Here is a 21,150-nt window from a genome sequence, read left to right as displayed (position 1 = left end):
CTCCTAACGCTTGTGGCCGGTGTCGAGCTTGCGTTCCAGATGCATGGAATAGCGCGACATACCAAAACAGAAAATCCAGAAAACCAGGGCGGCAAACACGTAGCCTTCAGTGGCCATGCCCAGCCATTTGGGGTCGGCGGCGGCTTGCTTGACGCTGTTGAGCAGGTCGAACAGGCCGATGATGATCACAAGGCTGGTGTCCTTGAACAGTGCGATGAACGTATTGACGATGCCCGGTATCACCATCTTCAAGGCTTGCGGCAAGATCACCAGGCCCATGCTGCGCCAGTAACCCAGGCCCATCGCCGCAGCCGCTTCGTATTGCCCCTTGGGGATCGCCTGCAAGCCACCGCGCACCACTTCAGCCACATAGGCCGACTGAAACAGAATCACGCCGATCAGGGCACGCAACAGCTTGTCGAAGTTCATGCCCTCGGGCAGAAACAACGGCAACATTACCGATGACATGAACAGCACCGTGATCAACGGCACGCCGCGCCAGAACTCGATAAAGGTCACGCAAACCACCCGGATCGCCGGCATGTTCGAGCGCCGCCCCAACGCCAGCACAATGCCCAACGGCAAGGCGCCGGCGATACCCACCGTGGCAATCACCAGGGTCAGCATCAAGCCGCCCCATTGGCTGGTCGCCACATTGCTCAGCCCGAACACGCCGCCATGCAGCAAGCAATAGGCAATGATCGGGTACAGCAGCAAAAAGCCCAGGCCGTAGATCGCCTTGCGTGGAAAACGCGAGATGAACAACGGCGCCACGCCAATGATGGCCAGCCATACCGTCATGTCCACGCGCCAGCGCAGGTCCACGGGGTAATAGCCATACATGAACTGCCCGAAGCGCTGCTGGATGAACACCCAGCAGGCGCCCTCTTTGGTGCAATCGGCGCGCGTGGTGCCGACCCAGTTGGCGTCCAGAATCGCCCAATGCAGGATCGGCGGCACCACCAGGTACACCAGGTAGATCGCCAGCAAAGTCAGCAGCGTGTTAAGCCAGCTTGAGAACAGATTGGCGCGCATCCAGGCCACCGGCCCGAAGACTTTGTCCGGGGGTGGCATATCAGGTTTGAACGTATGCGTAGTCATTGGCGTTTCCTCACCGCTCGATCAGCGCAATGCGCTTGTTGTACCAGTTCATCAGCAGGGAAATGCTGATGCTGATCGCCAGGTACACGCTCATGGTGATGGCAATGACTTCGATGGCCTGGCCGGTCTGATTGAGCACCGTGCCGGCAAACAGCGAAACCATTTCCGGGTAGCCGATACCGGCGGCCAACGAGGAGTTCTTCGCCAGGTTCAGGTATTGGCTGGTCAACGGGGGAATGATCACGCGCAAGGCTTGCGGGATGATGACCTTGCGTAGCGTCGGCCCCGGGCGCAGGCCCAGCGAGCGTGCCGCTTCAGTCTGGCCATGGCTGACGGACTTGATGCCCGAACGTACGATCTCCGCAATGAAGGCCGCCGTGTACACGGTCAGGGCCAGGGTCAACGCCAGCAGTTCCGGAATCAGTACCCAGCCGCCGACGAAGTTGAAGCCGGCAAGCCTGGGCATTTCCCAATGCAGCGGTGCGCCGAAGGTCAACCCGCACAACGTCGGGATCACAATCAATAGCGCCAGGCCCGTCCAGAATTTATGGAACGGTACGCCTGTCGCTTCAAAGCGCTTGTTGGCCCAGCGGGTCATCAGCACGATAGCCACGATAGCGACCACCACGCTGGCGACAAACGGCCAGAACCCATCGGCCGCCAGCGCCGCCGGCATGTTCAGGCCACGGCTGCTGACGAAGAACATGTCACCAAAGTTATGGCTGTTGCGCGGCCCCGGCATGGTCAGGAACACCGCGAAATACCAGAACAGAATCTGCAGCAGCGGCGGAATGTTGCGGAAGACTTCAACATAGACCGTCGCCAGCTTGTTGATCATCCAGTTGGGCGACAGGCGCGCCACGCCGATGATGAAACCGAGCAGGGTTGCCAGCACCACACCAATGACCGTCACCAGCAAGGTATTGAGCAAGCCGATCACAAACACCCGGGCGTAGCTGTCCGATTCGGTGTAGTCGATCAAATGCTGCGCGATGCCAAAGCCGGCACTGCGCTCAAGAAAGTCGAAGCCGGAGGTGATGCCCCGGTGTTGCAGGTTGGTCTGGGTGTTGTGAAACAGGTACCAGCCCAGCGAGACCACCGCCACAATGGTGATGATCTGGAAGAGCCACGCGCGCACTTTGGGATCGCTGAAGCTGAGCTTCTGCTTGGGTGCGCCGATGAGATTTTGCATGGAATGCCCCGCAAGGAATGGAACAGAACATCACCCGGCGGTTGGCCCACCGGGTGATAGAACCATCAGCGATCAGCGCACAGGAGGTGCGTACTGGATACCGCCGTTGTTCCACAGCGCGTTCAGGCCACGGTCGATTTCCAGCGGGGTGCTCTTGCCCAGGTTGCGCTCGAACATTTCGCCGTAGTTACCCACTTGCTTGACGATCTGTACGACCCAATCCTTCTTCACTTTCAGGTCTTTGCCGTATTCGCCGTCGGCACCGAGCAGACGCGCAACGTCGGGGTTCTTGGTGGACTTGGCCTCAGCTTCAACGTTCTTCGACGTCACACCGGCCTCTTCGGCGTTGAGCATGGCGTAGCCCACCCAGCGCACGATGGCCAGCCACTCGTCGTCACCGTTACGCACCACCGGACCCAGTGGCTCCTTGGAAATGGTTTCCGGCAGCACCACATAGTCTTTCGGCGCAGCCAGCTTGCTGCGCTGGGCGAACAGTTGCGACTTGTCGGAAGTCAGCACGTCGCAACGCCCGGATTCCAGCGACTTGGCGCTTTCATCAGACGTGTCGAAGGTGATCGGGGTGTACTTGAGGTTGTTGGCGCGGAAGTAGTCGGAAACGTTCAGCTCAGTGGTAGTACCCGCCTGGATGCAGATGGTTGCACCGTCCAGTTCCTTGGCACTTTTCACGCCGAGCTTGTTGTTGACCAGAAAGCCGATGCCGTCGTAGTAGGTGATGAAGCCCGGGAATTTCAGGCCCATGCCCGCATCGCGGGAACTGGTCATGGTGGTGTTGCGCGACAGGATGTCGACTTCGCCCGATTGCAGCGCGGTGAAACGCTCCTTGGCGTTCAACTGGCTGAACTTGACCTTGGTGGCGTCACCAAAAACCGCAGCGGCCACGGCGCGGCAGTAGTCAGCGTCAATCCCGAGGATCTTGCCGCTGGCATCCGGCACCGAGAAACCCGGCAAGCCGTCACTTACGCCGCATTGCACAAAGCCTTTTTTCTGCACGGCATCCAGGGTGGCACCCGCCTGGGCTAAACCACTGACACCCAGTACAGCCGCCGCTGTGACGATGGCCAGGGTGGACTTCAATACCTTCATTACATACCTCCAGTTGCTCTTGTTGTGTCCAAGCTCCAACCTCAGCGCACCCTTATGAGGCGATATCGACCCGTGTTGGCTTTTTTTGGGGTCAAGCAGCATGAGGTTTTTGCGGTAATTCCAGTTGCTTTCCCACCGGCGGCAGTCACTGATAGTGTTACCGCCCTAGGAGAGTTCTGACATCCACCTACACATAGCAAGGCGCGTACCAGAGTGCTGGCCGAGTCGTTGCCCGTCCTGTTCAGTGGTAAAAGATTCAACCTTGCGACATTCTCTTAACAGATCAACCTGTCGCGCACCGTCCCGACGCCCCCAATCCAAGCGTGCGCACATATATGGAGCAGACATGACCGACCCCTTGATTCTTCAGCCCGCCAAGCCCGCAGACGCCTGCGTTATCTGGTTGCATGGCCTGGGTGCCGATCGCTACGACTTCCTGCCGGTGGCCGAGGCGCTGCAGGAAAGCTTGCTGACCACCCGCTTCGTTTTGCCCCAGGCGCCGATGCGCCCGGTGACCATCAACGGCGGTTATGAGATGCCGAGCTGGTACGACATCAAGGCCATGAGCCCGGCACGTTCGATCAGCCTGGAAGAACTGGAAACCTCGGCCAACATGGTCACGGATTTGATCGAGGCACAAAAGAGAACCGGAATAGACGCTTCGCGAATTTTTCTCGCGGGTTTCTCCCAGGGTGGCGCAGTGGTTTTCCACACGGCGTTCAAACACTGGGAAGGTCCATTGGGTGGCGTAATTGCCCTCTCCACGTATGCACCGACCTTTGACGATGAGCTGGAGTTGTCCGCCAGCCAGCAACGCATTCCCGCCCTCTGCCTGCATGGCCAGTACGACGACGTCGTCCAGAACGCCATGGGTCGTAGCGCCTACGAGCATTTAAAGAGCCGTGGTGTCACCGTGACATGGCAGGAATACCCAATGGGCCACGAAGTGTTACCCGAAGAGATACGCGATATCGGCACCTGGCTGGCTGAACGCCTGCGCTGAAACCCGCGTTTATGTAGCCGTATGACAGACGCACTACGCCGCGCCCGATTCTTGCATTACACTGGCCGGCGTACATTCCTTAACCAATTAATGAGATGACCGTGCTCAAAGCACTCAAGAAGATGTTCGGCAAAAGCGAGGCTGAGCCGCTCGCGCCTGTTCCCAGTGCTCCTGCCCCCAAGCCCGGCAACCGCAATGACGGTCCACAGCCTGGCCGGACTACGCCTGCCGCCTCACCGAAAAAACCCACGGTGACGCCGCCTGAACAGGTAACGCCTGCCGAGGCCGCCCCAGCACCTGCGGCTAAACCTCGTCGCGAACGCGCGCCCAAGCCGCCGGTGACCCCGTGGAAACTCGAAGACTTCGTCGTCGAGCCCCAGGAAGGCAAAACCCGCTTCCACGACTTCAAGCTGGCCCCGGAACTGATGCACGCCATCCAGGACCTGGGCTTCCCGTACTGCACGCCGATCCAGGCGCAGGTGCTGGGCTTCACCCTGGCGGGCAAAGACGCCATCGGCCGTGCCCAGACCGGCACCGGCAAGACCGCCGCATTCCTGATCTCGATCATCACCCAGCTGCTGCAGACGCCGCCGCCCAAGGAACGCTACATGGGTGAACCGCGCGCCCTGATCATCGCCCCGACCCGCGAGCTGGTGGTGCAGATCGCCAAGGACGCCGCCGACCTGACCAAGTACACCGGTCTCAACGTGATGACCTTTGTCGGCGGCATGGACTTCGACAAGCAACTCAAGCACCTCGAAGCCCGTCACTGCGACATCCTGGTCGCCACTCCAGGCCGCCTGCTGGACTTCAACCAGCGCGGCGACGTGCATCTGGATATGGTCGAAGTGATGGTGCTGGACGAAGCCGACCGGATGCTCGACATGGGCTTTATCCCGCAAGTACGCCAGATCATTCGCCAGACCCCGCCGAAAACCGAGCGCCAGACCCTGCTGTTCTCCGCAACCTTCACCGAAGACGTGATGAACCTCGCCAAGCAGTGGACCACCGACCCGTCCATCGTCGAGATCGAGGCGCTGAACGTCGCCAGCGAAAACGTCGAGCAACACATCTACGCCGTGGCCGGTGCCGACAAGTACAAGCTGCTCTACAACCTGGTCAACGACAATGGCTGGGAACGCGTGATGGTCTTTGCCAACCGCAAGGACGAAGTGCGCCGCATCGAAGAACGCCTTGTGCGCGACGGCGTCAATGCTGCGCAACTGTCGGGCGACGTGCCGCAGCACAAGCGCATCAAGACCCTGGAAGGCTTCCGCGAAGGCAAGATCCGAGTGTTGGTGGCTACCGATGTAGCTGGTCGCGGTATTCATATCGACGGCATCAGCCACGTGATCAACTTCACCTTGCCGGAAGTGCCGGACGACTATGTGCACCGCATCGGGCGTACCGGTCGCGCAGGCGCGGCGGGTGTGTCGATCAGCTTTGCCGGGGAGGATGACTCGTATCAGTTGCCGTCAATCGAGACGCTGCTGGGGCGCAAGATCAGCTGTGAGACACCGCCGACGCACTTGCTGCGAGCTGTAGAACGCAAACGGCCGTAAGGTTGAACCAATGCCAGTCATCGAGCCTGACTGGCATTTTTTATGCGCCCACTGTCTTGTCCTGATCAGTCACTATCGCCCAGGTCACTCCAGACAGGCTGACGAATACGCATAGTCTCTTTTCGAAATTCCCCATAGAACTGAAAACTGCTCCCCGGCATGTCTGCCAGCCCCAGGCTTATGGGGCGCGGCTGTGGCTGCTGCTGGCGCTGTGACTGCTCGTCGTCGGCCGATGGCTGAGCTTGCAGGCTCTTGATTCGCGCATCCAAGCCACGACCGAAGTTAGTCCATCTGAGTACCGAGCGGGCACCGCCGAAAAGTTGACTGGCAGTGGTTATCTTGGCGGGGACAGCGAGCGAGTAAGACAACCCCGTCGCGTTTTTGCCTGCCGCAACGAGCCCGCTGCCGAGGGGGCTGGAGAAGAATCCAATGGTCTTTTCAGATGACCTGCCCGCTGCGGCTGCAAAAGCTTTAGCCCCCAATGTGACAGAAAGGCCGACACTGGCAACAACGCCAACACTGGAGAACCCGAAAGACGCCCATCCAAGGTTCTTGATGTGCTGCGAACGATCCCACCCCATTTGCTTGTCGACGGCCTCGATACTCAGCCCTGTAATCCCCAGCGTGCCGCCTACCGAGCTAGAGCCCGTAGCGATGACGCCCAGAATATTTGCCGCCTTTACCCCCCCTTTAGCGAGCGCCGCCGCCATCCCGACCACTGCAACCTTGAACGCCACCACCGATAAGGCCAGCGCAACCCCGGTCAGCACCCAAGCCAGCCACTTTGGAAAAAGCCCACTCGGGTCGATGAGGTTGATCGGGTTACCAGCGCAGTAGGCGTAGCTGTTAATCCCACCCTCATCAAAAGGCGCCAATGGATCAGCCGAAAGAAATACCATCAAGCGCGGGTCATAGGCACGCGCGCCCAAATGGTAAAGGCCGACCGCCGCATCCAGACGCTCGCCGTTAAACGCCGGCAGTTGCAGATCCGCCATCGATCGCACATTGCCGTCCTGCGGCACAACCTGGCCCTCGCCATACGGAGCGTAATGACGCTGTACAGGCGCTTGCCCAGGCGCCACCACGCCGCGCACGGTACCGGCACCGTCATTCAGATGCAGCTGCGGCCCCTCGACGCCACCGGTACGCGCCTGCACTTGGCCCCCGGCATTGAAGTAACGCAGTTTTCTACTGCCCTGCACCAACCTATCCAGATGATCCGCCGCATAGACCATGGCCACCGGTGATTCATTGTCACGTGTCGCCACGACTTGTCGAGACTCGGCATCGTACTCGTAGCTGCACTGCTGGGAACCTTCCTGCACGCAGGTCAACTGGTCATAGCCGTTATAGGTGTACGTTCGCCCTGCTGGCCCCCCGGTCAAGTTACCCGCCGCATCATAGGTCAGGGCATCATCCTGCAAAGGGTTGGAGTGGGTCACACGGGTCAGGCGCGTGGGGTCTGCGTCGGTGAAAAACCGCTCGCTGATGTCCTGCGTGCCGTCAGCGAAAGTCGTCACGACGCCTGTAATGTTATCCAGGCTGTCGAAGCTGAATTGCTGCCCAACGATGTCGCGCCCCAGCCAATCCCGGGGATGTTCACGCCCCTCGCAGCCATAATCCTTGAGCCGCAGGAAGGCGTCATAGGTAAAGGTCTCCCCCATCACCAATTCAGAGGCTGCGTCACGCACAATGCGACTGGCCAGCAGGCTGTTGGGATGATAAGTGCTGCTCATGACGTGTAGCAGCACGCCATTGTGCAAAAAGCGCCGCTGCGCCTCCCGCCCCAAGGTGTCGTAACTCACCTGTGTGACCACCTCAGTATCGGCGTAGCGAGTGGTCAGTACATCTGGTCGCGCAAACATGTCATAGCGCTGTTCAATGACTACCGTCCCAGCAGTCATCGTGCAAACCCTGCCCAGGGAGTCATATTCAAAGTCGCTACGCTGCCCATCATCCGTGGTGTGTTGCAACATACGCCCGCCGATTGAATAACCATACTGCGTGGTCTGCGGCCTACCGAGGACCGTCTGTATCTCTTTTTCCGGGTAGCCGTTCACATCATGGAATAACTCATGTTTGAGCGCGCCGCTTTCTGAATAGGTCGGCTGACCACTGACCGGATCATGCCGGTACTGCCTATCCGTGTGCCCCGCCATTTTGACCGTGCCTGGTGTGCTCAACTGCTTGTCGTAGGTCCATTGCTGACGGTGCCCACTGCCCGAGACCACGGCGACAGGTTCGGTCCAGTTTGTCTCATAGTGCCAAGTGGTGGCGGGTGCCGTGCCCCTGGACTGAGCAGTCAAACGCCCCAGGCTGTCGTAGGTGCGCGATCCCACCTGCTTGCCATCGATACTGATTGAACTGGGCAGCGACTCGCTGGTTCCATGCGCATAGGCCACCGTGCGCAGCCGTGCAGGGCTGCCATCCGAGGGCGTGTGGAGGGTGGTCAACACGCGGTCGAACAGGTCATAGGTGTAAACGGTGAGATGCTTGTCCACGTCCACCCGTGACAGGCAGCGCCCCAGGCCGTCATAGAGGCATGACTCCACTTCAGTGACCTGCCCCAGGGCGTCCACCCGGTTTACCAGGAACGGCTGATGGTGAGCATTCAGATAGGCTTCCAGGAGCTCGCCGCCCTCGACCCCCGTTACACGCAGGTGCAGTCTTGGGTCATATTCATCGATCGCCACGCTGCCATCGGCGCGGCTTACACGGCAGGCGTTGCCCCACGCGTTATAAGCGTAGCCGGTGGTCAATACACGCTCGCCATCCGGCAGATAATCAATATGAGTCCGTTCCACCGTTTGCCCAAGGGCATCGTAGCGCCAGGTCCCGAGGGGCTGCTCCTTTGCGCCATTCTCCAGTAACAATGCCTCGGCAACTGGCCGTCCTGCCCCGTCGAAGTAAGTGACGGTACTGCGGCCTTGCGCATCAGTCATCACCAAATGAGCGCGTTTCCCTGACGCTGCATAGTGATAAACAAAACAACGGCTGGCCTCCTGCGGCTCACCTGGCGAGGCTGTCTGCGCCGTCAATCGTCCTGCGACATCGTACGCGGTGACCAGCGTTGCCCCTCCGTCCCGGCTCATCAACAGTAAGCGCCTGTCGACCAGAGAGTGCGTGCGCACTGACTCCAGCCAGTGGCCCTCACGCCCCAATAGCCGGCGAGTTTCGCTCAGCGTGTCGCCGGTGACGGTGTAATCGTAATTGCTGACTAATTGCAGGCCATCAATGGTAGACGTGGTGCTTTTCAACCGGCCAACCAGCTCGGCTGGCGTGTCGTAGTAGGTTTGCTGTGTGCTGAATACACCAGCCTGAGTGACCGACTCCTGCACGACAAAGTAGCTGCTACCCATATGTGGCACACGGGTATGGGTGTACTCGGTGAGTCGGGCGGCAGGCGTGCCTTCCGCGGGGATAAGGCGCTCTTGCTTGACGTAACGCTGAAACAAATCATGAGGGTCGGCCGGGCATTTACCCGCCTCGCCTTTGATCGGGTAATAGCTGTATTCAATGCGAACCCCGGAGGCCTCAGTACGGCTTAGCTCGTTACCGTAGTCGTCAGTCTCACTCTCGAGCTTGACCACCCGTTCCGCACCACCCGCCACCAACGCGTAACACGTGGTGAGAATTTTTGGCAGCTGGAGGTTGGGAGGCTGGTCCGGGAAGAGCCCTGGGCTCACGTTATATTCAATGGTCCTGGTAGTCAGGGTGCCTTCGCGCAGGACCTGTTCCTCGGCCAGCAGGTGGAATTTGTTGTAGGTGGTACGCGTAACGCTCAGCGGTGCCTCATGGGTTGTGTTATCGATGCGGGTCTCTTCCGTCCAATAGTCATACTTACTGCCTATCAGGTACAGGTTGTCTTCGCCCTCACGAAAACCGCCTGAAAAGGGATAGCCAGTGAAATTCCTGCTTGGGCTGTAACTATAGGTACGTGACATGCCGGGCTGGCCGGCAGCGGGTGTATGGACCCAACTGGTGACGCGAGGGATGTATTGACCATTGGCATACTGATGGCCGTTTTCGGCGTAGTTGATCAACTCGTCACCACCCATCGGTGAGCGCACCCGACGGATAGCAATCATGCCGTTGCGAAAGGCTTGTCCGTACTCCAATACATAGCCTGCGCCGGGAGGAGACTCGCGACTGTCATAAGGAGCGGTGAAACCGGTCACCCGAGCGTTCGATTGGGTGAAGGTGATACGCGCATAACGTCCTCCGTCGACTCGCGTATCACTACGTACCAAGCGCCCGTTGGAATAGGTCAACAACAGCAGCACTTGCTGATCATGATCCAGAATACGTTCAAGAGAACCACCCGGCGCGTACTCCCATTTCAGACGCTCACCGTTTTCAAACTGGATAGCATCAATACGATAGGACGTGGTGCTGCCCGTACGCTTCAAAATCTCGACGGTACCGTCCTTGTAAATCACATGAAGCGTCGTGGCATCGGGCCGCTGGACCACCAGGTCGGCAAGCTTGCGATCCTTGATCACCAGTGTTCCGCCCGCAGAGGGCAGGCTCTGGGTTTTGAATCGCTCGCCGGTAAGCAGCGTGAGCATAGAACGAGCGCTATCAAACTCGGTATTGCTGATCCGCCAGCCAGTCCCATAAACACCCGACTCGATGTTCATCATGGAGAATGACAGCGCGATCGTTCTACTGACCTCCAGCGGGCCTTGCGGGTATAAGGTGGCCAACTGAATTCGACAACCGTATTGGCCGGTGCGTGGGTCTACTCCGCCTCCGAAGTAAGAGCGGAAATTAAAGGCTTGAGAGTAAACATCCATATCTGACTCCGATACTTAACGTAGAATCCAGAATGAGAGAAACCAAAAACCCACAACACTCTAAACATCCGTCAAACCAAGCTTATATCCGTCATATAATTGCTCAATTCTAAAAACATGTTCGCATCCGTAATTATCCCACAAGCGCCAAACACTATTATTATCTCTGCTACCGGTTATATTATATTCCCCACAAAAACGAACAGCTCGCATTATTGTCGATCGCCGATTGAACCTGACAGAGCCGCCGGATGGATTGGGATGTCCGCTAAAAACATCCCCTATCAAAACTGAAGCATTAACAGTATCTTTATTAATCACCACTCCGCCCTTTGTAAATGAACTTTGCTTGTTTCTTGTAAAATAGGAGGTGCGAAAATTCCATCCTTCAGCAGGAATTGACGCAGGGGAGTCAAGACCTCTATTTACAAGAAATCGCAAACCCGCCGGGGGTGTCCAATAATAAACATCGACATCACACAGATTATCACTATAAGCATCATTATCGACATACTCGACAAGCTGGCTCGTTGACAACGCATAGGGTAGTGTTGCGCGAATCGTTACATACGAGTCAAATGCAACATCACCATCACTGTAGTTAGTCGTGTAAGTCACACCACTTATCTCGATAGACGCCATGAATCTGCGCTCGTCGATGGGCACACTCGGATCCACACGTAAATAGCGATCTACGATCTCGACTTGTCGCTGAGCGTGCCCGGCCACGGCCTCTGGTTTTTGATCCGGCCTTACCTCATCGATACGTGTACGCCAGAGACCCGAATCGTAAATGTTTTTCTCCTTATCACAGCTCCAACCTTCTGGAAGCGGCTCATTGACATTCGGCGAGTAGAGCGTAACGGTCAAGCCATTACGCTCCGCTTCCGAAAGCCTGACAGGCAGCCAATACCCATCGGTTTGTCGCTGTTCAATAGCAACCTCAACAACCACCTTGCATTGATGACGACTATTGGCATACAGCTCATCGGTAAAAGTCCCGCCACCGGGCAACATGATTTTAAAATGAGTGACCCTCAGCGTCCGAACGATCTCACCGGTCAATTTAAAAAATGGAACGCCAGGCAGGTTCATTGAATCTATCTGTTTCACTAAAAACTTTTGCTCATTGCCATAGTTATCCAATACCCGCCAAAAACTCTTGGTGTCGCGACTCGCAGGCACCAGCGCAGACTTCAACCTGATCGCACGCAGCACAGTCGGTCTTTTGTTAAACGGTATCAAGGGGTTGGGCGATGGCGCAGGAAGCCCTGCATCAATCTCATGCAGATGAAGTGTCGAGTCCAACTCGTCCTTATTTATAAATGTTCCCACCCTACTCGAAGAAGTGTTATCAAGAGGTGAATGCCACGATAAAACGCTCTGAAAATCCTTACCCTCCCCAGGCAAACTCAGCGGACTATCAAAGCCCATGTTTTTTACCACCCACAAGCCGCCTGGAGGTGTCCAGTAGTAAACATCCACCGACGTGCGATAAGGCGGTGCACTGGCGTAGGCAAGATAATCTACATAGAGATCCATATCGTCTGCATCCCAGCTCATGGGACGGACCGGGCTAAGGGTGACAAAAGACTCAAGAGCAGCTTCATCTCTGAAGCTGTAAGTTGTGTAAATACAACTTTCAATCGTCACACACGCCATAAATACTGCTGGCCCGATGGGTGCGCCCGGGTCGCAACGCAAGTAGCGCTTGATAGGAGCTTCTGAGGAACGCTCAACACACTCTACCAAGTCGTTGATCGGTTCCTGCTGCTGTGATTTGTCCCGCCAAAGTCCAAGAGTGAATTGATTTTTTTCTACATCGCAGCTCCACCCGGGAGCGAGCGTTTGATTGCCATGTTCTGACCATTCAACAAGGGTGACACTGGCGCGCTCCTCATCAGTTAAGCGCACACGGACCCACTCGTCGCCAGCGCCACTGACTTCTTTAATAACGTCAATGAGGACTTCACACTGATGGCGTCCGTTGGCATAGAGCCCATTCGCCGCCTCCGTATTGGCAGGACGACTGATGCTGAACCTCGACAAACGGCACTTGCTTGGTTGCGCGACCATGTCCCACCCCTTCATTAAGTTAGCCCTGATACCATCAGAACCTGCAGAGGGGGGGCGAAACAACTGTCAGATCTGACAGTTCGATAGATCCATTTTTAATATCGCTATCGGTTAGCAGCCCTGTATAAGCTATGGCTTCCAGCGATCCGCCGCCGCATGATCACTGTGCCGCCCTTCCACCCAACGCGGGCCGTCCGGGGTATTTTCCTTCTTCCAAAACGGCGCCCGCGTCTTCAGGTAATCCATCACAAACGCACACGCATCAAAGGCCGCCTGCCGATGCGCACTGGCCGCAGCGACAAACACAATCGGCTCTCCCGGCTCCAGCGTGCCGATGCGATGCAGCACCTCCAACTTGAGCAACGGCCAACGCTGCTCGGCTTCCAAGACGATCTTGGTCAGGGCTTTTTCGGTCATGCCGGGGTAGTGTTCAAGAAACATCCCCGACACCTCGCGACCGTCATTGAAGTCACGCACATAACCGACAAAACTCACGACCGCGCCTACGCCCACATTGGCCGCGTGCATGGCGTTGACTTCGGCGCCCGGATCAAAGGCTTCGACCTGCACACGAATGGTCATGCTCAGCCTCCGGTTACGGGTGGGAAAAACGCGACTTCGTCACCCGCTTGCACCGGCTCATCAGGGCCGCACAGTTCTTCATTGCGTGCGCACATCAGGCTGCTCTCGTTGAGCACTGCAAACTCCGGGTCAGCGGCCAGCGCCAGGCGCACAGCATCGACGGTGGCGAAATCGCCCTCCATCTCCAGAGAGTCAAAGCCTACCGCTTCGGCGTAACGGGCAAAAAACAATACGTTGATGTTCATACCGGGTTCGCCTTGAAATGCCCGCTTTTACCGCCAAGCTTTTCCAGCAGGCGAATGCTTTCGATGGTCATGCCACGGTCCACGGCCTTGCACATGTCGTAGATCGTCAGTGCCGCGACGCTGGCGGCAGTCAATGCCTCCATCTCCACGCCGGTCTGGCCTGAGAGTTTGCAGCGCGCCAGGATATGCACGGCATCCACGCCATCGGCGCGCAGTTCTACCTTGACCCCGGTGAGCATCAGCGGGTGGCACAGGGGGATCAAGTCACTGGTTTTTTTCGCCGCCTGGATCCCGGCAATGCGGGCCACGGCAAATACGTCGCCCTTGGGGTGGGCGCCGTCGACAATCATTGTCAGGGTTTCGGGCAACATGCGCACCCGCGCTTCGGCCACGGCCTCACGGAACGTCACGGCTTTGTCGGTGACGTCGACCATATGGGCACGACCTTGGGAATCGAGATGAGTCAGCACAGCAATACTCCTGATCAGGAGCAGCGATTGTAAACCTGTGGGTCAAATTTGCGCAGGGCTGTTTATTTCATAGATGACTGTGGCGCGGGAGCAAGCTCCCTCGCCACAGGACACCGCTGCCGGGTTAGAAACGGAAGGTAAACCCGGCGTTGATCCCGTTGTTGTTACCGCGGTTGGACAGCAAGCCGCTGTAGTTCAGCGACACCAGGGTGTCTTTGGTCAAGGCCATTTCCGCACTGGCCTTGATCACCGCGCCGTCCCGGGCGACGGGTACGCTATTAACGGCAAAAGCAGTGTCGCTGCCGGCAAACTTCAGCGAGGCTTCGCGATCGGTATCACCGAACTGATGCTCCCAACCCAGCTCACCGCGCAACGTCACTGCCGAGGTGGAGCTGAGCGGCAACTGCGTATGCGCACGCAGGCCCACCGTAGATAGCGTCGCGTCCTGGCTTTGCTTGCTGGCGTGCAAAGCAGCGGCGCCGCCTTTTTCCTTGAACGAGTCGCTCTGGTAGTTCAGGTACGTGAGGTTGGCGAAGGGTTCGAATTGGTTCCATTGGGTGTAGCCGATCTCGGCAAACACTTGGTCGGTGCGCGCATTGTAATCGGCCTTGGCATAGTCCGACTGGTTGGCGTAAGCAACCCGCCGCGAAGTATCCAGACGGTGCCAGGTGGTAGCGCCGCCCAGGCGTAAGGCAATCGCCTCGAAGCGCTTACCGCCATACACCGACAGGTGATAGTTGTCGCTGTCCGCCGAAGCCGACTGGCCATTCAGGTGGCTCTGGGTATAACCGGTCGCCGCCCCCACGCGCCAGCCGTCGCTGACCTCGGTATCCAGCCCCAGCAACACCCCACTGGTGGACGAGGAATAGCCACTGGCGTTGTTGTCACCGCTGACGTTATTGCGCCCACCGAGCAGCTGCACCCAGCCGCCGTTGTCACGGCTATCGATCTGCGCGCTGGAATCCAGTGCCTGGGCCTGTTGCAAACGAGCATTGACCGCTTCTCGAAGGTATCGACTGTCGGCCATTTGCGCCGCTGCAACATCAGAATGCAGCTGCCCCGACAATCGCTTGAATGCATCCCGAGCCTGGGCAGCGGAATCGGAAGCCAACAGGCTTTCGTAAACCGAACTGCCGGCGCCCAGCTTCTCGGCCGCCGTCGCCACAGCCCGTTCGTTGCGGGTTTGCGCGACGCTGGCGAAGGTGGTCTGGTTGCGCGCTATCGCAAGGCTCAGTTGGTTCGGTTGGTAAGCGAGTTGCGTGCCGATGAACAGGTAGTTGGGCGCGAACGCCGCAAACTGGCCATTGATACCCTGGCTGGCGCTGAGGATGTTGAACTGCTGGCCCAACAAGCTACGCGCCTCAGTGGCGGACAGCAGGTTTGGGCTGTTCTCTAAAGACACGGTCACCACACCGCCATTGAGGGTTGCAACACCGCTGCTCTGGATTTGGTCGCTGCGGCCACTGGTACCGACTTCGACGGCATACACCGAGCCAGGATTGAAGGCCACGTCGCCAGTACGCAGTGTGCCAATCGAATGCCCTGGTGCCACGCGCCCGCCATTGTTGACGGTTAAGGCGCCCACCGTGCCGGTGCCGGCCAGGGTGCCGCCCACTGTGGTCATTACGCCATTGTCCGCATTACGCGTGCCCACGGCACTACCATCCACCGTCACGGCAGAGGTCAACGCACCGTCCACCGACAATTTGCCACCGCGAACCCAGGTGCTACCTAAATAGGTGTTCTGGCCTTCCAACACCAACTCGCCGTCACCGGACTTGACCAAGCTACCGACGTAAGTGGTGCCGGTGAGCAGGTCCTGGCCACGGGTGAGCGTCGCCTGCTCCCGTGCATGACCTATCTCGTATTCGAACTGATCATCGGCGGAGGCATTGGCGGGCAGGCCATTGAGCCAGCCTTTTTGCTGCTTGGTAGCCGCCCAGGTGGCCTGCTCGGCTGTATCCTCTACGCGGCGGGCGCGAATGGCTTCATCGGAAATCGGGTTGGCCCAGATATCGCGGGTACCGCTGGGCAAAGCCACTGCCACCGCACCGAGGAACTGCCCCGGCCCTTGCATGGCTTTTTGCAGATTGGGCAAACCCCAACCGCTGACCACACCCGGCACTTGCAGCGTGCCCGGCGCGGCATCATGCACCGGCTGCAGGATGTCGTAGGTGCGGCCCCCCCTCAGCTCGCCGACGGGTGTGCCCGGGCCATCCGGCGCTTGCAGGCTGGAGGTGGTGAGCAACACGTCCCGCGCCTGGCTGGCGGTCATGTAGGGAAAGCGCTGGATCACCAAGGCCAAGGCTCCGGAAACGCTCGGCGCCGCCGCGGAGGTACCATTGGCATTCGGGATGATTTCGCCCTCAGGCCCGGCAGACGGGATGCCCGACACGCCCATCACACACCACCACTTGGAGGTACCGCAACGGTTGTAGACCTGGGCGCTGGTCTCGTCGTAGCCAGTGATGGAGAGGAACTTAGCTTCGATATCCGGTTTGAAAAACGGCAGGTTCGCGTTGGTGTCCGGGTTGGCACCGTGGCTGTCGTTGCCCGCCGAGATGATCTGGATAAAGGTGTTCTGGCGGGCCGCGTCGGCCATGGCGTCCATCCAGGTTTTGTGCCCGGCGTGGGCCTTGTCCCAGAACGGGCGATAGGCGGCAGTCATGTCACGCAGGTTTTGCGCGGCGCTGTCACCGACATTGCCAAAGTGGTTCTCCACGTCATCGCGCGAGCTTTGCCCCCAGCTCTGGTTGACGATCGACACGTTCTTCGCCGCCAGGGCGTTGTAGCTGGCCATGAACGCGTTGTAGTCGAGGTCGTTGGAGCCTTGGTAGCGGTCGTTGTCGCTGCCGCCGGTGTTGGCGACAAAGATATTCGCATCGAAGGCGATGCCGTGCATGCCGGTGCCGTTGCGATTGGCGCCGAGCACACCGGACATTTCCGTACCGTGGCCATCGTTGAACGCCGGGTCGTATTCCCCGGAAATACTGAAATGTTCACCCTGCTTGAACTCGCCGCTGGGCACTTCAAGACGGTAACGCGGATGGGTGGCGTAGTACTCGCCAGTGGATGTCACCGCCTGTACCCGGTCCTGGCCCAGGGCATTCTTGCCCTGGAATTCGAAGTGCCTGGTAAGGATGCCCGAGTCGAGCACGCCGACATTCACACCCTTGCCGGTGATGCCCAGGGCATAGGCGTAGTACGCGTTGGTGCGGTCCAGGCCAGAGTTGACCTGGGCTTCCGGGGTTTTCCAGGTCTGCGCGTTGGCGCTCCAGTCACGGGTTGCGCCGGCCCAGGATTGCCCGGCGTTCAGTTGCGTGTTGAGGTTGCTGCTCACGCCCGGCTCTACGTAGGTATAGGGCTTGGCGGCCGGCAGGTTGGCGATGATCGCCTTGGAGAAATCCAGAATATTGGTGGTGAAACGGCTGTCGTTGCTGAACAGTCGAAGGCGGTAGTGATCCAGGAGCGAGGCGTAGTCCAGCGGCCGCCGGGTATCGCCGAGCATGGCGCCGATAGTGAGGTTTTCGGGTTGCAGTTCGTAGTTTTGCTTGAGGGCCGAATCGAACTTGCCGGACTGAGCAGCGAAATCCTTGGCCGCCAGGTCGACGATATCCGCGTAGCGAAACAACAGGTTCTTGTACACGCTGCTGTCGGGGCCGAATGACGCAACCGCTTTGCGGAACGCCGACTCCAGTACCTGAGGCGTGTAAGGATTGTCGTCGGCCCAGGCCATGGAACCCTGGCCCAGCCAAAGGGCCAGGCCGAGTGCGATGGGTGTCAGGGGTATCGGCTTGAAACGAGTGGCGTGTTTGCGTTGCGACAAAGTGAAGCCATTACCTGCTACGTCCATTTTCCATTCTCTTTGTATGTGTGCGTCATCAATGAGCGATGTCTCGGGCTTTTGTAATAGGCAGGGTCACGGTGAAAACCCTAAGGCAGGTCTTCTAAACATTCGTCGAATCAAGGAGGTCGTATTCCGACGGGTCACGCAGCTTTCTTATTTTTTACCACGTAAAAAATGTAACAATATAACAACAAAAACCACAAGCCCCCCGGGCGCTTTATCGCAGGCAAATGTCGCACACAACAAAAACCCCGGATTTCGTGAAAAATCCGGGGTGGTTTGTGGCATTTGGGTGGTTACAGGTGGGACTCGGCGTATTCAGCCAGGATCGAACGAGGCACCCCTTGCAGCGCAATATGCACGCCGTTCGGGAAGTCCTTGAAGCGTTCCGTCAGGTAGGTCAGCCCGGAGCTGGTCGCGGACAGGTAAGGGGTATCGATCTGTGCCAGGTTACCCAGGCACACCACTTTGGAACCGGCGCCGGCACGGGTGATGATGGTTTTCATCTGGTGCGGCGTAAGGTTCTGGCATTCATCAATCAGAATCAGGCTTTGCTGGAAGCTGCGACCTCGGATGTAGTTGAGGGATTTGAACTGCAACGGCACTTTGCTGAGGATGTAGTCGACGCTGCCATGGGTGTTTTCGTCATCCATGTGCAAGGCTTCGAGGTTGTCGGTAATCGCCCCCAGCCACGGCTCCATTTTTTCCGCCTCGGTACCGGGCAGGAAACCGATTTCCTGATCCAGGCCCTGCACGCTGCGCGTGGCGATGATGCGGCGGTAGCGCTTGGTCACCATGGTCTGTTCGATGGCAGCGGCCAGGGCGAGGATGGTTTTGCCCGAGCCTGCGGCGCCGGTCAGGTTGACCAGGTGGATGTCCGGGTCGAGCAGCGCGTACAGCGCCAGGCTCTGGTAGATATCACGCGGTTTCAGGCCCCAGGCTTCCTGGTGCAACAGGGGTTCCTGATGCAGGTCGAGAATCAGCAGCTTGTCGACCTGGATCTCTTTGATCCAGCCCACGAAGCCCTGTTCGTCGACGATGAATTCATTGATATGCACGGCCGGCAGGTTGTCGATCAGCTGTACCTGGTGCCAGGTGCGGCCATGGTCCTGACGGGTCTCGACCTTGCTGACACGGTCCCAGAACGAACCGGTCATCATGTGATAACCCCGCGACAGCATCGACACGTCGTCGACTAGCTGGTCGGTGCTGTAGTCCTCGGCAGCGATCCCACACGCTCGTGCCTTGAGGCGCATATTGATGTCTTTGGTCACCAGCACTACGCGCAGGTCCTTGTCGCGAGCGTGCAGGTCGATCAATTGGTTGATGATTTTGTTGTCGTTCAGGTTTTCCGGCAGCAGGCTGTTGGGCTCGCTGCGCTTGCTCATCAGGATCGACAGCAAGCCCTTGGGCCCGCTTTTGCCACGCTGGATCGGCACACCGACCTCAACGTCCTCGGGCGAGGCTTCGCCCAGGGTCTTGTCGATCAGACGGATGGCCTGGCGGCATTCGGCGGCGACGCTGTGGTGGCCGCTTTTGAGTTTGTCGAGCTCCTCAAGCACGATCATCGGGATGGCGACGTGGTGTTCTTCGAAGTTAAGCAGTGCGTTTGGATCGTGGATCAATACGTTGGTATCAAGCACGTAAAGGATTGGCTGGTCGGAAGAAGGGGTACGTCCATGATCATCCATACTCGGTCACCTTTGTGGGAGCCAGTCGACGCAATACCTGGGCGGTGCTGCGCCTCGATTCGACCACCGACCACACCTGAGTGACGTCAAGTGCAGTGCCCACATGAGGAGTCTTGGAAGACGCCACCTGTGTTGCAGGGTTCGGCGGTCTGACTTCGTAATACCGCAAAACCCATGACAGGAAAAAGCACTTTGACGCTTTTTTGAAGTTTATTTTTCAGGATGACGAATAGCACTAGCCGAGTGCCAGCCACCCCGTTAAAGTCGGAAGTCCGCCTGCATCGAAATGTCGCAGCAAATCACCCCAGAAATGCCTCATCCCCAACGGGGCCGGGGATTTTCAGCGAAATGCCTCGCGACACTCCTGCCAACCCAAACCACTCTGCGCCGTTGCCTGCAACACTATCGGTATTGCCACCCGCGCCTTGTCCTGGGTGTCGTGAAACGCAATTACGCCTTTGCGCCACAGCAGCATCAGCGTCAGCACCCGCTGCGCCGATTCCTCGGCCTTGAGTTTGCCCGGATCGTCCTGGGAATCGATGTCCCACAACGCCACCTGCAAACCCTGCTGCTGGAAGAACCCCTGGCTGTCCGCACGACGCTGCCCATAAGGCGGTCGGAACAGCGGCACATAGTTTTCCGGCATCAGGTTCTGTACCAGCGCGGCACTGCGGGTGATGGAGCTTTGCCAGTCGACCCAATGGCTATGGGAACGGTATTGCCAACCCTGGATACCTACGCACTGCCCTTGGTACAGCGCCTGCACATCCGCGACAGAACTGCGCTCCACACGGCTTTGCAAACTGCTGCCGAGGGCGAAGAACGTGGCGTTCATCTTCTGCTTGCGCAGGTAGTCGGTGAGCCAGTCGGTATTACCGCCCACCAACGCCGGGCCGCCGTCGAAGGTCAGCAGGAACATGCGATCGTTGAGCTCGTCGCCATTGCGCTCATGGTCGCCGAAACGCGCCACTTCGCTGCTGATCTGCGGGAACAGCGCAGCCTTGCGCAGCAGCTCATCCAGATAGCGCTCATGAAAGTGCCGGCTGGGTGCGGCCCAGCCTATATAGAACGAGTTGTCACTGACCTCGAACTTGCCGGCCTGCTCGCGCAGGTCGTCCATGTTTTCCACCAGGTAGCAGAACGAAGCATCTTCCTCGCAGCTTTGCTGGGCGAAGCTGTAGTTCTCCAACAGCCGTTGCCAGAGCTGGCGGCGCAGGTCGTCGATGGCCGCCAGGTTGATGATCTTCAGCCCCAGGCGTTGCTTGAGCGCGCTTTCGTCCAAGGCTTCGCTGGCAAGCAGGCCGTGGGCAAACATCAGGATTTCTGCCCGCGAAGCCACATCGAACAGCGCCGGGCTGCTGAGTTTTTCCGGCCAGGTGCTACGGTCTAGGCTGGCGACATCCACCGGCGCCGCTTGGGCGGTGACGCACAGCAGGCAAGCCGACAATAAAAGCGCTAATCGCACACGGGGTCTTCCTTTC

The 21,150-nt window shown here is 58.4% G+C and carries 13 protein-coding genes; 2 read left to right on the top strand and 11 right to left on the bottom strand.

All coding sequences use genetic code 11. From position 1 onward, the window contains the following. Positions 1-3 precede the first annotated feature (3 nt). The 3 genes from E4O97_RS05710 to E4O97_RS05700 form a co-directional block, all read right to left on the bottom strand. Positions 4-1,101, bottom strand: a complete 1,098-nt coding sequence (locus E4O97_RS05710) for an amino acid ABC transporter permease (RefSeq protein WP_032877666.1) — start codon at positions 1,099-1,101, stop codon at positions 4-6. Positions 1,102-1,111: 10 nt separating this feature from the next. Next, positions 1,112-2,293: an amino acid ABC transporter permease gene (locus E4O97_RS05705; protein ID WP_005785047.1), complete on the bottom strand. Its 1,182-nt coding sequence runs from the start codon at positions 2,291-2,293 to the stop codon at positions 1,112-1,114. A gap of 72 nt (positions 2,294-2,365) precedes the next feature. Then, entirely contained in the window at positions 2,366-3,397 is a 1,032-nt protein-coding gene (locus tag E4O97_RS05700; RefSeq protein ID WP_032877669.1) for an amino acid ABC transporter substrate-binding protein, read from the bottom strand. A gap of 346 nt (positions 3,398-3,743) precedes the next feature. Between E4O97_RS05700 and E4O97_RS05695 the strand changes: the two genes are divergently transcribed. Continuing rightward, positions 3,744-4,400 carry an alpha/beta hydrolase gene (locus tag E4O97_RS05695; protein WP_078820336.1) on the top strand — a complete coding sequence of 219 codons (657 nt, stop codon included), beginning with the start codon at positions 3,744-3,746 and terminating at the stop codon, positions 4,398-4,400. Positions 4,401-4,495: 95 nt separating this feature from the next. Further along, positions 4,496-5,962 (top strand): ATP-dependent RNA helicase RhlB, encoded by a 1,467-nt coding sequence (gene rhlB / locus E4O97_RS05690; protein WP_248160948.1) that lies wholly within the window; start codon positions 4,496-4,498, stop codon positions 5,960-5,962. A gap of 65 nt (positions 5,963-6,027) precedes the next feature. Here rhlB and E4O97_RS05685 read toward each other — a convergent pair whose 3' ends face one another. The 8 genes from E4O97_RS05685 to E4O97_RS05650 form a co-directional block, all read right to left on the bottom strand. After that, a complete protein-coding gene (locus E4O97_RS05685; RefSeq protein ID WP_248160946.1) occupies positions 6,028-10,758 on the bottom strand; it encodes an RHS repeat-associated core domain-containing protein in 4,731 nt (1,576 codons plus the stop codon). A gap of 60 nt (positions 10,759-10,818) precedes the next feature. Next, positions 10,819-12,834, bottom strand: a complete 2,016-nt coding sequence (locus tag E4O97_RS05680) for a hypothetical protein (RefSeq protein ID WP_248160944.1) — start codon at positions 12,832-12,834, stop codon at positions 10,819-10,821. A gap of 129 nt (positions 12,835-12,963) precedes the next feature. Continuing rightward, positions 12,964-13,416, bottom strand: a complete 453-nt coding sequence (moaE, locus tag E4O97_RS05675) for a molybdopterin synthase catalytic subunit MoaE (protein WP_032877675.1) — start codon at positions 13,414-13,416, stop codon at positions 12,964-12,966. Positions 13,417-13,418: 2 nt separating this feature from the next. Then, a complete protein-coding gene (gene moaD, locus E4O97_RS05670; protein WP_248160942.1) occupies positions 13,419-13,661 on the bottom strand; it encodes a molybdopterin converting factor subunit 1 in 243 nt (80 codons plus the stop codon). Further along, complete coding sequence (gene moaC / locus E4O97_RS05665; protein ID WP_248160941.1) at positions 13,658-14,131, bottom strand: cyclic pyranopterin monophosphate synthase MoaC; 474 nt, start codon at positions 14,129-14,131, stop codon at positions 13,658-13,660. The genes moaD and moaC overlap by 4 nt, the downstream gene beginning before the upstream one ends. A 124-nt stretch (positions 14,132-14,255) precedes the next feature. Then, positions 14,256-17,984 (bottom strand): autotransporter serine protease, encoded by a 3,729-nt coding sequence (locus E4O97_RS05660; RefSeq protein WP_248160939.1) that lies wholly within the window; start codon positions 17,982-17,984, stop codon positions 14,256-14,258. 290 nt (positions 17,985-18,274) lie between these two features. Further along, positions 18,275-19,669 (bottom strand): PhoH family protein, encoded by a 1,395-nt coding sequence (locus E4O97_RS05655; RefSeq protein WP_032877681.1) that lies wholly within the window; start codon positions 19,667-19,669, stop codon positions 18,275-18,277. Positions 19,670-20,009: 340 nt separating this feature from the next. Beyond that, positions 20,010-21,134 (bottom strand): polysaccharide deacetylase family protein, encoded by a 1,125-nt coding sequence (locus E4O97_RS05650; protein ID WP_078820329.1) that lies wholly within the window; start codon positions 21,132-21,134, stop codon positions 20,010-20,012. Positions 21,135-21,150 lie beyond the last annotated feature (16 nt).

Source organism: Pseudomonas sp. W15Feb34, from assembly GCF_023127765.1.
GTDB lineage: Bacteria > Pseudomonadota > Gammaproteobacteria > Pseudomonadales > Pseudomonadaceae > Aquipseudomonas > Aquipseudomonas synxantha_A.
This window is presented reverse-complemented; position numbering and strand designations above follow the sequence as displayed.

Coding starts and splice junctions, on each gene's coding strand:
- E4O97_RS05710 (WP_032877666.1), bottom strand. CDS start 1,101: ATGACTACGCATACGTTCAAACCTGATATGCCACCCCCGGACAAAGTC.
- E4O97_RS05705 (WP_005785047.1), bottom strand. CDS start 2,293: ATGCAAAATCTCATCGGCGCACCCAAGCAGAAGCTCAGCTTCAGCGAT.
- E4O97_RS05700 (WP_032877669.1), bottom strand. CDS start 3,397: ATGAAGGTATTGAAGTCCACCCTGGCCATCGTCACAGCGGCGGCTGTA.
- E4O97_RS05695 (WP_078820336.1), top strand. CDS start 3,744: ATGACCGACCCCTTGATTCTTCAGCCCGCCAAGCCCGCAGACGCCTGC.
- rhlB (WP_248160948.1), top strand. CDS start 4,496: ATGACCGTGCTCAAAGCACTCAAGAAGATGTTCGGCAAAAGCGAGGCT.
- E4O97_RS05685 (WP_248160946.1), bottom strand. CDS start 10,758: ATGGATGTTTACTCTCAAGCCTTTAATTTCCGCTCTTACTTCGGAGGC.
- E4O97_RS05680 (WP_248160944.1), bottom strand. CDS start 12,834: ATGGTCGCGCAACCAAGCAAGTGCCGTTTGTCGAGGTTCAGCATCAGT.
- moaE (WP_032877675.1), bottom strand. CDS start 13,416: ATGACCATTCGTGTGCAGGTCGAAGCCTTTGATCCGGGCGCCGAAGTC.
- moaD (WP_248160942.1), bottom strand. CDS start 13,661: ATGAACATCAACGTATTGTTTTTTGCCCGTTACGCCGAAGCGGTAGGC.
- E4O97_RS05660 (WP_248160939.1), bottom strand. CDS start 17,984: ATGGACGTAGCAGGTAATGGCTTCACTTTGTCGCAACGCAAACACGCC.
- E4O97_RS05655 (WP_032877681.1), bottom strand. CDS start 19,669: ATGGATGATCATGGACGTACCCCTTCTTCCGACCAGCCAATCCTTTAC.